This window comes from Telluria mixta (assembly GCF_029223865.1).
GTDB lineage: Bacteria > Pseudomonadota > Gammaproteobacteria > Burkholderiales > Burkholderiaceae_D > Telluria > Telluria mixta.
In genome coordinates, this window is sequence record NZ_CP119520.1 from 6,848,593 (window position 1) to 6,861,302 (window position 12,710).

Here is a 12,710-nt window from a genome sequence, read left to right on the forward strand (position 1 = left end):
AGGGCAGCCGCGCGGCTGCCCTTTTTCATGCCTACGGCCGCTCCCTCGCGGCCAGCCGGAACTGGCTCGGCGTCTGCCCGATCTCCTTGCGGAAGAAGCGCGTGAAATACGCCGCGTCGGAAAAGCCCAGCGAATAGGCGATCTGCTCCATCGTCATGTCGCCGAAGATCAGGTTGCGCTTGGCCTCCGTCAGGATGCGCGCGTGGATCAGCTTCGCCGGGCTCTGGCCCGTGGCCGCGGCGCAGGCGGCACGCAACTGCACGAGCGACACCCCCATCTTCGACGCGTAATCCTGCAGTTGCAGGTTGTCGCGGTAGTGCCGGTCGATCAGGTCGCGGAAACGCTCGGTCAGGCGCAGCTCCTGGCTCGTTGCCTCGACCGCGCCTTCGTTGGCGGCATCGTCCAGCTTCACGCCGCGCACGAGCATCAACAGCAGCGACGTCAGCAGGGCCTCGGTGGCGACAATATGGCCCATCGCCCTGGTTTCGACCTCGTCGCGCAGCGCCTGGATCAGGCGATGGAACTCTGCGGCCGTCTCGGGGGCCTCCGCGAACGGAATGATGCGCGGCCCGTTCCACAGCTGGATGAACTCGCGCAGCTTCGTATTGACCTGCTTGAGATACGACACCTCGATGGTGACGACCCAGCGGTCGACGTCGACCTCGTAATCGAGGCCGTGCACGCACTCGGTCGGCAGCAGCAACGCGCACGGCGCCTCGAACGGCACGCTGCTGCCCTCCAGGTTCATGACGCCGCGCCCGTTGCGCACGAAGATGACCTGGCCATAGCCGGGGTGCGCATGGGGTTCCGTGCGCCAGCGGCCGCGGTCGGTGACGTGGCCGACGTTGACGAACCAGTTTTCCTTGCGCTCCGGCCGCTCGACGTACAGACGGACTTTCGGAACCGTCGTCAGCGCAGTGTTGTGATTTGTATACGGGATGGGTTTCGTGACGAAACTGTGCTTCATTGCTCGCGTCTCCTCGGCAAGGACGGCCATGTGTTCGGTCTGGCGCCGATCGGTTGCGGTGGTGGTCAGCCGGCCTTCAGATCACAACCATATCCCTCTTGCAAGAAAACAGCAAGTCGTTTCCGCGTCCGCCGAAAAGTGCCAGCGAATCGCGCTTTTGTGTAGGGACGACGCCTGGGCCAAACCCTATTCTTATGTCCATAGACACAACGCCCATGCCCCAGGCAGGCAACCCAAAGGAGAACCAATTGGCCAGCAAAGTTCCGCTCAAGATCGCAATCGCCGAGCATCCGCATACCGCCGCAATCCGTAACGGCACCATCCCCATCGAAGGCGTGGATGCCGAATTCGTCACCGTCAAGCCGCAGATCGGCGCGTTCCGCCGCATGGTGCGCGACGTCGAATTCGACGTCTGCGAACTGGCGCCGACCACCTACATCATCGCCCGTGCCTACGGTGCCCCATTCGTCGCCCTGCCGATCTTCGTCGTGCGCCGCTTCCACCATGGCGGCCTGCTCGTCCGCCCGGATGCCGGCATCAGGACGCCGAAGGACCTGGAAGGCAAGAAGGTCGGCGTGCGCGCGTATTCCGTCACGACGGGCGTGTGGCTGCGCCAGGCGCTGATCGACGACTTCGGCCTGGACACGTCGAAGGTGACCTGGGTCGTCGACGACGAGGAACATGTCACCCAGCTGCAGCTGCCGCCGAACGTCATCCACGCGCCTGAAGGCACCTCGCTGGCGGACATGATGGCCAAAGGCGAACTCGTGGCCGGCGTCGAAGGCGCGGCGGGCATCGGCCGCACCGGCGCCCCGACCGGCGGCTGGCAGGAAGTCGAGGCGGACTACCCCGACCTGCTTCCGAATGCGGCCGCCCTGGAAGCCGATTCGTATGCCCGCACCGGCATCTACCCGATGCACGGCACGATCGTCGTCAAGGACTCGGTACTGGCCGAGCATCCATGGATCGCGCAATCGCTGTACACCGCGTTCGACCGCGCTAAGAAGGAATGGCTCGCGCGCCTGGACGCCGGCGAAGCCACGACCGCCGGCGACAAGAAATACCTCAAGCTGCGCGAGATCGTCGGTTACGACCCGCTCCCCTACGGGATCGAGGAAAACCGCAAGACCATCGAAGCGCTGGAACAGACCGCGTTCAAGCAGGGCCTGACGCCGCGCCGCATGTCGATGGGTGAACTGTTCGTCGATCCGCAGGCACGTTGAAAGGAATCACAATGATCATCGATTGCCACGGCCACTTCACCACGATCCCGAAGTCCCTGCGCGACTGGCGCGCGCAGCAGACCGACGCCGTCAAGGACCCGTCGAAGGCGCCGCTGCTCGCCGGCGCCCACGTCTCGGACGACCAGATCCGCGATGCCATCGAGAACGGCCAACTCAAGCTGCAGAAGGAGCGCGGCAGCGACCTCACGTTGTTCTCGCCGATCGCCGGCCTGATGAGCCACCACCTTGGCAACGAGCGCACGAGCCTCGAATGGGCCGAGATCTCGAACGACCTGGTGTACCGCGTCACTGAGATGTACCCGGATAACTTTGCGCCCGTCGGCATGCTGCCGCAGTCGCCCTATGCGCCGCCGAAGAACAGCATCCCCGAGCTGCGCCGTATCGTCGAGGAACTGGGCTTCGTCGGCGTCAACCTGAACCCGGATCCGACGGGCGGCTACTGGACCGGCACCCCGGTGACCGACCGCTCGTGGTATCCGCTGTACGAAGTGCTGTCCGAGCTGGACGTCCCGGCGATGATCCACGTGGCGGCATCGTGCAACCCGTGCTTCCACGGCACCGGCGCACACTACCTGAACGCCGACACGTCCGTCTTCATGCAGGTACTGCAGTCGGACCTGTTCAAGGACTTCCCGAACCTGCGCTTCGTGATCCCGCACGGCGGCGGCGCGGTGCCTTACCACTGGGGCCGTTACCGCGGCATGTCGCTTGAGATGATGGAGCGTCCGCTGGAGGGCCTGCTGGACAACGTGTTCTTCGACACCTGCGTGTACCACCAGCCGGGCGTGGAACTGCTCACGAAGGTCGTCCCTGCCGACAACGTGCTGTTCGGCTCCGAAATGATCGGCGCCGTGCGCGGCAAGGACCCGGCCACGGGCCAGTATTTCGACGATACCAAGCGCTACGTCGACGGCATTGCCGCGCTGAGCGACGAAGACCGCTACAAGATCTACGAAGGCAATGCCCGGCGCGTGTACCCGCGCCTGGACGCCCGCCTGAAGGCACAAGGAAAGTAAAGGAATCCCCATGACGTACCAGATCATCGACATTCACCCCCACATCATCTCCGACGACGAGACCCGCTACCCGCCGGCACCGCTGTTCGGCAAGCGCTCGGAATGGTCGAAGGAACGCCCCACCACCGTCGAAACGCTGATCGCCGCGATGAACGACGCGGGCGTCGCCAAGGCCGCCGTCGTGCACTCGTCGACGACTTACGGCTTCGACAACAGCTACGTCGTCGACGGCTGCAACCGGTATCCCGGCCGCCTGGCCGCCGTCGGCTCGGTCGATGTGCTGCAGCCGGACGCGCCGGCCGTGATCCGCGACTGGGTCGAACGCGGCCTGGCGGGCCTTCGTCTGTTCACGGGCGGCAGCACGAAGGAATTCGACCCGAGCGAGCTGGATGACCCGCGCTCGTTCCCCGCCTGGGACCTGCTCGCGCAACTCGGCATCCCGATGTGCATCCAGACGGGCCCCGTCGGCCTGCCCCAAGTGACGGCACTCGCCAAGCGCTTCCCCGGCGTGAACATCATTCTCGACCACCTTGGCCGCCCGGATGTCCTCGACGGTCCGCCGTACGCGAAGGCGCAGAGCCTGTTCGACCTGGCGCCGCTGCCGAACATCTACCTGAAGCTCACGCCGCGCATTTTCGACGACGTGAAAAAGGGGCAAGCAAGCGCTGAGTCGTTCTTCCCGCGCATGGTGCAGGCGTTCGGCGCAGACCGCCTCGCGTGGGGCTCGAATTTTCCGACGTCGCCGGGTACGCTGTCCGAAATCCTCGCGACGGCCCAGGCGGGCCTGGCCTCGCTGAGCGAAGACGACCGCGCCTGGATCTTCGAGCGCACCGCGCAAAAGCTGTATCCGGCCCTGGCCTGACGACGAAAGACAATAATGGAGACGAGCGACACGCAACGGCCGGCGGCGGCGAACCCCTGGAGCATTTTGCTGCTCCTGGCGATCGCCCTGCTGATTTCCTTCATCGACCGGACGAGCCTGTCCTCCGCGCTGGCGGACAAGAACTTCCTGCGCGAATTCGGCCTCACCAGCGTGGAACGGGGCTGGCTCAACTCGGCTTTCTTCTGGACGTACGGCCTGTTCCAGCTCGTGATGGGCTGGATCGTCGACCGCTACGGCGTCAAGTGGCCGTACGCCGTCTGCTTCGCCCTGTGGTGCGCGGCGACGGCGCTGACCGGCATCGTGACGACCCTGGGCGCGTTGATCGCCATGCGGCTCGTGATCGGCGCGGCGGAAGCGATCGTGATCCCGGCCAGCTACCGCTGGATGGGCGACAACTTCCAGGAAAGCCAGAAGGGTCTCGCCGTCGGCCTGTTCACGATGGGCGGCAAGTTCGGTCCCGCGATCGGCGCACCGGTGGCGGCATGGATGATCGTGAACCACTCGTGGCAGGCGATGTTCATCCTGACAGGCGTGGTGGGCCTGCTGTGGCTCGCGCCGTGGCTGCTGATGCTCAAGAGCGACCTGCCTTCCCGCGCCCAGATGGCGGCGGCGAAGAAGCGCGCATCGTCCGTGACGCTCGGCGGCCTGCTCGCCAGCCCGGTCGTGTGGGGCGGCATGATCAACAACTTTTGCTACGGCTACTTCACGTTCTACTGCATGACGTGGATGCCGGCCTACCTGGTCGAGCAGCGCGGCCTGTCGCTCGAGAATTCCGGCCTGTACACGTTCTTCAGCTTCGCCGGCATCGCCATCGTGGCGACGATCGCGGGCTGGGTGGCGGACCGGATGATTTCCCGCGGCGGCGATGCGGTGAAGGTGCGCAAGGGGTTCGTGATCGCCGGCTTCATCGGCGGCACGACCGTCCTGCTGGGCGCCTATGCCGAGTCGCTGACGATGGCGCTGTTCTGGAACGTGCTGTCGCTGTCGCTGCTCGGTTTTGTCACCGCCAACAACACGACCTTGTGCAAGCTGACCCTGATCCCGAAACCGGCCATCGGCCTGAACACGGGCCTGCAGCAGGTGGCGACCAGCCTTGCCGGCGGCGTCTCGGCGAGCCTGTCCGGCTGGTTGCTGCATGTCGGCGGCAATTATGAGCTGCCGATGCTGGCCATCTTCGGCTTCCTCGTGCTCGGCGCCGTGAACTCGCTCGTCCTGCTGCAGCGCAAGTGGGCGCCGAAAGTGAACGACACGCCGCTCGACCAGCCGCAGGCGGACGCCCATCCGCTGCCCCGTACATAACAACGAATCACTGAAGGAGTAACAAACATGGCAGAAATCGTGTTCGGCATGGCCGTGCCGCACAGCGGCATGCTGGGCCAGGCGCCGGAAGACTGGCTCAAGAACGGTGAGCGCGACCGCAACAATCCCGAGCTGTGGTATCGCAACCGCACCTGGACCTACCCCGAGCTGGAAGCCGAACGCCGCGACGAGGGCTTCGAAGCCCTCCTGACGATCGAGGAACGCACCGCGCGCGCCGCGCGCTGCCGCGCCGCACTCGACGAGATGCGCGCGGCGTACGAACGCGCCGCGCCCGACGTCGCGATCATCCTCGGCAAGGACCAGAAAGAGATCTTCACCCACATGTCGCCGTCGATCGCGATCTACAGCGGCGAGGACGTCTTCAACGGTCCGCCGCAGCGTTCGGTGTATGCGCCGGACCACGCGGTGACGCACAAGGCCCATCCGGAGCTGGCGACCTACCTGCTCGAGACGTTCGAGCGGGAGAATTTCGACCTGACCGACCTGATGTCCTGGCCGGACAACGTGTGGATGAAGCCCGCCGCGCCGATCGCGCCGCACGCGTTCAGCTTCGTGTACCGCCAGATCATGGGCGACAACCCGCCGCCGCACGTGCCGATCCTGATGAACTGCTTCTATCCGCCGACGCAGCCGCCGATGAGCCGCTGCATCGAATTCGGCCGCACGCTGCGCGATGCGATCAAGGCGTGGAAGAGCGACGCGCGCGTGGCGATCATCGCGTCTGGCGGCCTGTCGCACTTCGTCTGCGACACCGAATTCGACCAACGGATCATGGCCATGCTGCGCAACTACGACTACGAAGGCCTGGCCAACGTGGACGAGCGCTCGTACCAGTCCGGCACGTCGGAAATCAAGCTGTACGTCTCCGTGATGATGGCCCTGCAGGACACCGGCGCGCAGATGACGCTCGTCGACTACGTGCCCTGCTACCGCACCGCCGCCGGCACCGGCGAGGGCATGGGCTTCATGTACTGGAACGCGAACGAATAACAATCAATCACGAGGACTACGATGAGCAACACCCGACTGAACGGCATCATCCGCGCCTGGGAACAGGGCAAGCCCGCGTTCACCGCGTTCGCGAAACTGGACAAGCAGACGGCGATCGAGATGAGCGACGCCCCCTACGACGGCATCGTGTACGAGATGGAGCACAATCCGTACGACGTGTCGGCGCTGGGCGACTCCCTGCAATACCTGCTGAACCGCAAGCAGATCGCGGGTTCCGGCTCCGTCGCCCCGGCGGTGACGCCGCTGGCGCGCATCCCCGCCAACGGCGTCGAGATGAACCAGTCGTTCGCCAAGCAGGTGCTGGACCGCGGCGTCTATGGCGTGATCACGCCGCACGTCGCCACGGTCGAACAGGCATGGAACGCCGTCGCGTCCTGCCGCTACGCCCGTCCGAAGAACGCGCCGCTGTACGAGCCGAAAGGCGTGCGCGGCGACGGTCCCGCGACGGCAGCCCGCTACTGGGGCCTGAGCCAGCAGGAATACTATGCGAAGGCGGACGTCTGGCCGCTGGCGCCGCACGGCGAGCTGCTGGTCGGCCTGATGATCGAAAGCACGCAGGCGATCGAGAACCTGGACGACATGCTCAAGAACGTCCCGGGCATCGGCTTCTGCCTGATCGGCGAAGGCGACCTGTCGCAGGAACTCGGCCTGGCGCGCCAGTACGAGCACCCGGAAGTGCTGGCGGCGATGAAGCAGATCGTCGACACCTGCCACAAGCACAACGTCATCGTCGGCAATCCGCACGTGACCGGGAAAAACTACGAGCGCCTGCTGCAGGAAGGCTACCGTTTCCTGATGTCGGCACCGTCGCGCAGCTATGGCGTGGTCGGCCAGGCACGCGAACTGGCAGGGTATTGAGATGAACGGCGCGGAAACCCTCGTCTCGACCCTCGTCGGCCAGGGCGTCGACATCTGCTTCGCCAATCCCGGCACCTCCGAGATGCACTTTTTAAAAGCGCTGGAGAATCCGAAGATGCGCAGCGTGCTGTGCCTGTTCGAAGGCGTCTGCACCGGCGCCGCCGACGGCTACTACCGCATGAAGGGCACGCCGGCCTCCACCCTGCTCCACCTGGGACCAGGGCTGGCGAATGGTCTGGCCAACATCCACAACGCCAGGCGCGCGTCGTCCGGCATGGTCAACATCGTGGGCGAGCATTCGCGCGCCCACCTGAAGTACGATCCGCCGCTGACGTCCGATATCGAAGGGCTGGCACGGCCGCTGTCGCACTGGGTGCGCACGGTCGACTCGGCGCGCACGGTCGGCTGGGACGTGTCGGCCGCCATCGCGACGGCCAGCGAGAAGCCCGGCAGGATCGCCACGCTGATCCTGCCCGGCGACGCGTCGTGGCAGGAGGCCGGAGAGCCCCTCGCGGCCGTGCCGCACGCCGTGGCGCGGCCAAAGGCCCCCGACGTCTCCCGCGTCGAGAACATCGCCCGGGTGCTGCGCTCGGGCGAGCCGACGCTCGTCATCCTCGCTGGGCATGCGACCCGCGGGCGCGCACTCGCGCTGGCGGGCCGCCTGAAAGCCGCCGCCGGCTGCCGCCTCGCCACGCAATTCTTCACGTCGCGCATCGAGCGCGGCGCGGGCCGCGTCACGCTGGAGCGGATCCCGTACGCGGTACCGCAGGCGCTCGAGTTCCTCAAAGGTTTCAAGCACATCGTCACGGTCGAGACGACCGAGCCGGTGGCGTTCTTCAGCTACCCGGACAAGCCGAGCCTCCTGAAAGCCGAGGGCACGAGCGTGCACACCCTGGCCGAGCCGGACGAAGACAGCGCCGCCGCGTTCGAGATGCTGCTCGACGCATTGGGCGCCGCCGATGCGACGCCGGTCCTGCAGGCGCGGCTTGATCCGATCGTACCGACCGGCGCGCTGAACCCGGCCAGCATCGCCGCCGCGCTGGCGGCCGCGCTGCCGGAACAGTGCATCCTCGTCGACGAATCGCTGACGACGGGCCGCGAAACCATGGGCCTCACGGTCGGCGCGGCGCCGCATGACCTGATCAACAACATGGGGGGCTCGATCGGTTACGGCACCCCGGTCGCCACCGGCGCCGCCCTCGCCTGCCCCGACCGGCGCGTGTTCTGCATGGTCGGCGACGGCAGCGCCATGTACACGATCCAGTCGCTGTGGACCCAGGCGCGCGAGGGCCTGAACGTCACGACGATCATCTTCGCCAACAACAGCTACGCGATCCTCAAGGCCGAGTACGCGAACATGGGCGCCGGCGCGCCGGGCCCGCAGGCGCTCGCCATGATCGACATCGACCGGCCGCGCATCGACTGGCTGGCGATGGCCAAAAGCATGGGCGTGCCGGCGGTCTCCGTCGACAGCGCCGACGCGTTCCACAAGGCGATGGTGGATTCGACGCGCGAGCATGGGCCGACCCTCATCGAGGTCAGGCTTTGAGTTATCTGAAACATCTGGAGACAACCATGACTTCCACTGGAACCGACTACACCGGCGTGCCGACGCTGAAGGTGAACCTGGCCGAATACGCGGTCACGAAGGCGCTGCGCGACGGCCGCGTCAAATCCGATATCGTCAACCTCGACTTCTGCGGTCCCACGCCGGCGCACAACGGCTTCAAGGCGATGGTGCGCGAAAACGCCTTCGACGCCGGCGAACTGGCGATCGTCACGTTCCTGCAGGCGAAAGCCTACGGCAAGCCGTACGTGCTGCTGCCGACGCCCATCTCCGGCCGCTTCCAGCACCACTGCGCGGGCTTCAACAGCGACTTCGGGCATCTGAATCCGAAGGACATCGAGGGCAGGAAGGTCGGCGTGCGTACCTATACGCAGACGACGGCCCTGTGGATCCGCGGCATCCTGCGCCACGAATACGGCGTGGACCTCGACAAGGTGACGTGGATGACACTGAACGACGGCCACCTGGCCGAGTACAGCGACCCGGCGAATTGCGAGCGCCTGCCGAAGGGATCGTCGATCCCGCAGATGATGCTGGACGGCGAGCTGGCCGCCGCCCTGCTCGGCGAGGACATGCCGAAGGACGCGCGCGTGCGCACGCTGGTGCCGAATGCGCAGGAGGCGGCGAAGGACTGGTTCGCGCGCGAAGGCGTCGTCCCCATCAATCACATGTTCGTCGTGCACCAGGACCTGTCGAAGCAGCGCCCCGACATCGTGCGCGCGCTGTACCGCATGGTCGTCGAGAGCCGCGACCTGACCGAGGGTGGCGTGCCGAAGGTGTTCCCGCCGATCGGCTACGAGGCGAACCACAAGGGCATCGAGCTGGCGATCGACTGGGCGCTCGACCAGAAGATCATCCCGCGCCGGCTGTCGTACGAAGAGCTGTTCGACGATCTCACGGCCAGCCTGGGCTGAACCGCGCCATGCACACCCGCCGATCCGGGCCCGAACCCCGCTGGGCCATCGTCGTCCTGCTCGCGCTGGGCCTGATGATTTCCTTCGTCGACCGCACGAGCCTCTCGTCCGCGCTGGCCGACAAGGGTTTCACGGGCGCGCTCGGATTGACGAATGTGCAGCGGGGCTGGCTCAATGCGGCGTTCTTCTGGTCGTATGGCCTGCTGCAGATGCCCATGGGCTGGCTGGTCGACCGCTATGGCGTGAAGTGGCCGTACGCCGTCTGCTTCTCGCTGTGGTGCCTTGCGGCCGCCGCCACGGGCCTGGCGACCACGCTCCACGCGCTGATCCTGATGCGCCTCCTGATCGGCGTGGCGGAATCGGTGGCGGTGCCCGCGACGTACCGCTACCTCGCCAACCATTTCGAAGAGTCCGAAAAGGGCACGGCGCTCGGCATCTTCTCGATCGGCGGCAAGATGGGACCCGCGTTGGGCGCGCCCGTCGCGGCCTGGATGATCGTCCACTGGTCGCCGCGCTGGATGTTCGTCGCGACCGGCCTGGCCGGACTCCTCTGGCTCGCGCCGTGGCTGCGCCTCGTGCGCAACGATTACCCGTCGCGGACCGAACTGCTGGCTGCGCACCGGCGCGCGGCGTCCGTCCCGCTGCGCAACCTGCTGCGCAGCCCCGTCGTGTGGGGCGGCCTGGTCTGCAATTTCTGCTACGCCTACTTCAATTTCTATTGCATGACCTGGATGCCCGCCTATCTCGTCGAGCAACGCGGCCTGTCGCTCGAAAGGTCGGGCCTGTACACCTTCTTCAGCTTCGCCGGCATCGCGCTCGTCGCCGCGTGGGCCGGCTGGATGGCGGACCGGCTGATCGCACGTGGACGTGACGCCGTGCGGGTCCGCAAATCGTTCATCGTCGCGGGCTATGCCGGCGCGACCACAGTGCTGCTCGGCGCGCACGCACCGACGCTCGGCATGGCACTGTTCTGGAACGTGCTGTCGCTGTCGCTGCTCGGCCTCGTCACCGCGAACATCCTCGCCCTGTGCAAGCTGACCTTGATCCCGAAACAGGCGGTCGGTTTGAACACGGGCCTGCAGCAGGTCGCCACGAGCCTGGCGGGCGGCGTGTCGGCCAGCCTGTCGGGCTGGCTCCTCCACGTGGGCGGCAGCTACGAGCTGCCCATGATGGCCATCTTCGGCTTTCTCATACTCGGCGCGACGGCGGCCCTCGTCCTGCTGCGGCGCGAGTGGGCGCCACGCGTGAACGACCTGCTCCCCGGTGAAACACACGACGCACATGGTCGGGAACACAAGGCGGGCGCATGAAGCTGACGGATTTCAGGATCGGCAGCCGGCTCGGCGCCGCGTTCGGCGCCATCTGCGCCACGCTGGTCATTCTCGCCGGGCTGGGCATCGTCACGTTGGCGCGGCTGGATGCGAGCACGCGCGCGATCGTGGGCGGCTACATGCCGCGCATCGAGGCGGCGAACAACCTGCGCAACACGATCACCGACACCGACATCGCGCTGCGCAACATGATGTTGAACGATAACCCGGCCGACCGGAAGCGCCAGGTCGACAACATCCTCGCACGGCGCAAGGACGCGGCCCGGATCCTCGGCGCCTTCGACCGGACCATGTCCGATGCCGGCGAGCGCGCATGGCTGGCCAGGGCCGTCGCCGCGAATGCCGCGTACGTCGGCGGCCAGGACGACCTGTTCAAGCTGATCGCCGACGGTCCGCCGGCGGATGCGCAGGCCTACATGGTCAACCGGTTCCGTCCGGTGCTCAGGAACTTCAAGGCCCTGGTCGCCGAGCAGATCGACACCCAGAACGAACTCGCGCGCCGCGCCGGCGCGCAGGCCGAAACGACTTATACCGAGACCCGCAGGTTGATGATCATCCTTGCCGCGGCGGTCCTTGCGTTGAGCGCCCTGCTGGCGTACCGCATCACGCGCTCGATCACGGGTCCGCTGGCGAGGGCGCTTGCGGCCGCGCGCACCGTCGCGGCGGGGAATCTGAGCAGCCGGATCGACGCCGACGGCCGCGACGAGCTGGGCCAGTTGCTGGCCGCGCTGAAAACCATGAACGACAACCTCGGGAGCACGGTCGGCGCAGTCCGTACGGGCACCGACACGATCGCCGCCATCGCCACCGAGGTGGCCGCCGGCAACCAGGACCTGTCGGCGCGCACCGAGCACCAGGCGGCCTCGCTCGAGGAAACCGCGTCGACGATGGAGGAACTGACCTGTACCGTGCGCCGCAACGCCGATCATGCCCGCGAAGCACGCGTACTGGCGGAGGCGGCCTCGGAAGTCGCGGCGCAGGGCAGCGCGACGATGTCGCACGTGATCCGGACGATGGGACGGATCGACGGCGCCGCGGCGCGGATCGCCGACATCACGAGCGTCATCGACGGCATCAGCTTCCAGACCAACATCCTCGCGTTGAATGCCGCCGTCGAAGCGGCGCGCGCGGGCGAACATGGCCGCGGATTCGCGGTGGTGGCCGAGGAAGTGCGCAAGCTGGCGCAACGTTCGGCCACCGCGGCCGGCGAGATCAAGGCGCTCGTCGCGGCATCGAGCGATGCCGCGGCCGAGGGCCAGGCGCTGGTACGACAGGCCGGAACGACGATAGCCGACGTGGAGCAGAGTACGCGCCGCGTGACCGGCATGATGGCCGAGATCTCGGCCGCGAGCGCGGAACAGAGCACGGGCATCGAGCAGGTCAACGTCGCGGTCATCGGCATGGACGGCCTCACCCAGCAGAATGCCGCCCTCGTCGAGCAGGCAGCCGCCGCGTCGAAGGCCATGCAGCAGCAGGCCGACGAGCTGGCGCGAGCAGTCGCGGCGTTCACGCTGGCCGCACCCGCCGCCACGATGGCACCGCCCGTGCCGGCACCGCACAGCCGCCGGCGCGCCCTGGCTTGAGCACGGATTTTCATCA

11 protein-coding genes are annotated in these 12,710 nt (G+C 66.7%); 10 read left to right on the forward strand and 1 reads right to left on the reverse strand.

Features of this window, described 5'->3' with window-relative positions; all coding sequences use genetic code 11:
- Positions 1-31: 31 nt before the first annotated feature.
- The gene (locus P0M04_RS30085) at positions 32-967 is read right to left on the reverse strand and encodes a helix-turn-helix domain-containing protein (protein ID WP_259450216.1); all 936 of its coding nucleotides are present in this window, start codon (positions 965-967) and stop codon (positions 32-34) included.
- Between the two features lie 248 nt (positions 968-1,215).
- On the opposite strand from P0M04_RS30085, the gene P0M04_RS30090 reads away from it, so the two are divergent.
- From P0M04_RS30090 to P0M04_RS30135, 10 genes are read left to right on the forward strand one after another with little or no spacing between them, the layout of a single operon-like run.
- Positions 1,216-2,190 carry an ABC transporter substrate-binding protein gene (locus P0M04_RS30090; RefSeq protein WP_259450217.1) on the forward strand — a complete coding sequence of 325 codons (975 nt, stop codon included), beginning with the start codon at positions 1,216-1,218 and terminating at the stop codon, positions 2,188-2,190.
- Between the two features lie 11 nt (positions 2,191-2,201).
- A complete protein-coding gene (locus P0M04_RS30095) occupies positions 2,202-3,227 on the forward strand; it encodes an amidohydrolase family protein (protein WP_259450218.1) in 1,026 nt (341 codons plus the stop codon).
- 10 nt (positions 3,228-3,237) lie between these two features.
- A complete protein-coding gene (locus P0M04_RS30100) occupies positions 3,238-4,089 on the forward strand; it encodes an amidohydrolase family protein (RefSeq protein WP_259450219.1) in 852 nt (283 codons plus the stop codon).
- Between the two features lie 15 nt (positions 4,090-4,104).
- Complete coding sequence (locus tag P0M04_RS30105) at positions 4,105-5,409, forward strand: MFS transporter (protein ID WP_259450220.1); 1,305 nt, start codon at positions 4,105-4,107, stop codon at positions 5,407-5,409.
- A 27-nt stretch (positions 5,410-5,436) separates the two neighbouring features.
- Positions 5,437-6,420, forward strand: a complete 984-nt coding sequence (locus tag P0M04_RS30110) for a DODA-type extradiol aromatic ring-opening family dioxygenase (RefSeq protein ID WP_259450221.1) — start codon at positions 5,437-5,439, stop codon at positions 6,418-6,420.
- A 21-nt stretch (positions 6,421-6,441) separates the two neighbouring features.
- Positions 6,442-7,299 carry an HpcH/HpaI aldolase family protein gene (locus tag P0M04_RS30115; protein WP_259450222.1) on the forward strand — a complete coding sequence of 286 codons (858 nt, stop codon included), beginning with the start codon at positions 6,442-6,444 and terminating at the stop codon, positions 7,297-7,299.
- Between the two features lies 1 nt (position 7,300).
- Positions 7,301-8,848 carry an acetolactate synthase large subunit gene (locus P0M04_RS30120; protein WP_259450223.1) on the forward strand — a complete coding sequence of 516 codons (1,548 nt, stop codon included), beginning with the start codon at positions 7,301-7,303 and terminating at the stop codon, positions 8,846-8,848.
- A gap of 26 nt (positions 8,849-8,874) precedes the next feature.
- Positions 8,875-9,780, forward strand: a complete 906-nt coding sequence (locus P0M04_RS30125) for a substrate-binding domain-containing protein (RefSeq protein ID WP_259450224.1) — start codon at positions 8,875-8,877, stop codon at positions 9,778-9,780.
- Positions 9,781-9,788: 8 nt separating this feature from the next.
- Positions 9,789-11,090 (forward strand): MFS transporter, encoded by a 1,302-nt coding sequence (locus P0M04_RS30130; RefSeq protein WP_259450225.1) that lies wholly within the window; start codon positions 9,789-9,791, stop codon positions 11,088-11,090.
- Positions 11,087-12,694: a methyl-accepting chemotaxis protein gene (locus tag P0M04_RS30135; protein ID WP_259450226.1), complete on the forward strand. Its 1,608-nt coding sequence runs from the start codon at positions 11,087-11,089 to the stop codon at positions 12,692-12,694. The genes P0M04_RS30130 and P0M04_RS30135 overlap by 4 nt, the downstream gene beginning before the upstream one ends.
- Positions 12,695-12,710: the final 16 nt, after the last annotated feature.

What these genes read in the sequence shown, in the direction of transcription:
- P0M04_RS30085 (WP_259450216.1), bottom strand. Translation starts at nt 967, where the DNA reads ATGAAGCACAGTTTCGTCACGAAACCCATCCCGTATACAAATCACAAC.
- P0M04_RS30095 (WP_259450218.1), top strand. Translation starts at nt 2,202, where the DNA reads ATGATCATCGATTGCCACGGCCACTTCACCACGATCCCGAAGTCCCTG.
- P0M04_RS30100 (WP_259450219.1), top strand. Translation starts at nt 3,238, where the DNA reads ATGACGTACCAGATCATCGACATTCACCCCCACATCATCTCCGACGAC.
- P0M04_RS30105 (WP_259450220.1), top strand. Translation starts at nt 4,105, where the DNA reads ATGGAGACGAGCGACACGCAACGGCCGGCGGCGGCGAACCCCTGGAGC.
- P0M04_RS30110 (WP_259450221.1), top strand. Translation starts at nt 5,437, where the DNA reads ATGGCAGAAATCGTGTTCGGCATGGCCGTGCCGCACAGCGGCATGCTG.
- P0M04_RS30115 (WP_259450222.1), top strand. Translation starts at nt 6,442, where the DNA reads ATGAGCAACACCCGACTGAACGGCATCATCCGCGCCTGGGAACAGGGC.
- P0M04_RS30120 (WP_259450223.1), top strand. Translation starts at nt 7,301, where the DNA reads ATGAACGGCGCGGAAACCCTCGTCTCGACCCTCGTCGGCCAGGGCGTC.
- P0M04_RS30125 (WP_259450224.1), top strand. Translation starts at nt 8,875, where the DNA reads ATGACTTCCACTGGAACCGACTACACCGGCGTGCCGACGCTGAAGGTG.
- P0M04_RS30130 (WP_259450225.1), top strand. Translation starts at nt 9,789, where the DNA reads ATGCACACCCGCCGATCCGGGCCCGAACCCCGCTGGGCCATCGTCGTC.
- P0M04_RS30135 (WP_259450226.1), top strand. Translation starts at nt 11,087, where the DNA reads ATGAAGCTGACGGATTTCAGGATCGGCAGCCGGCTCGGCGCCGCGTTC.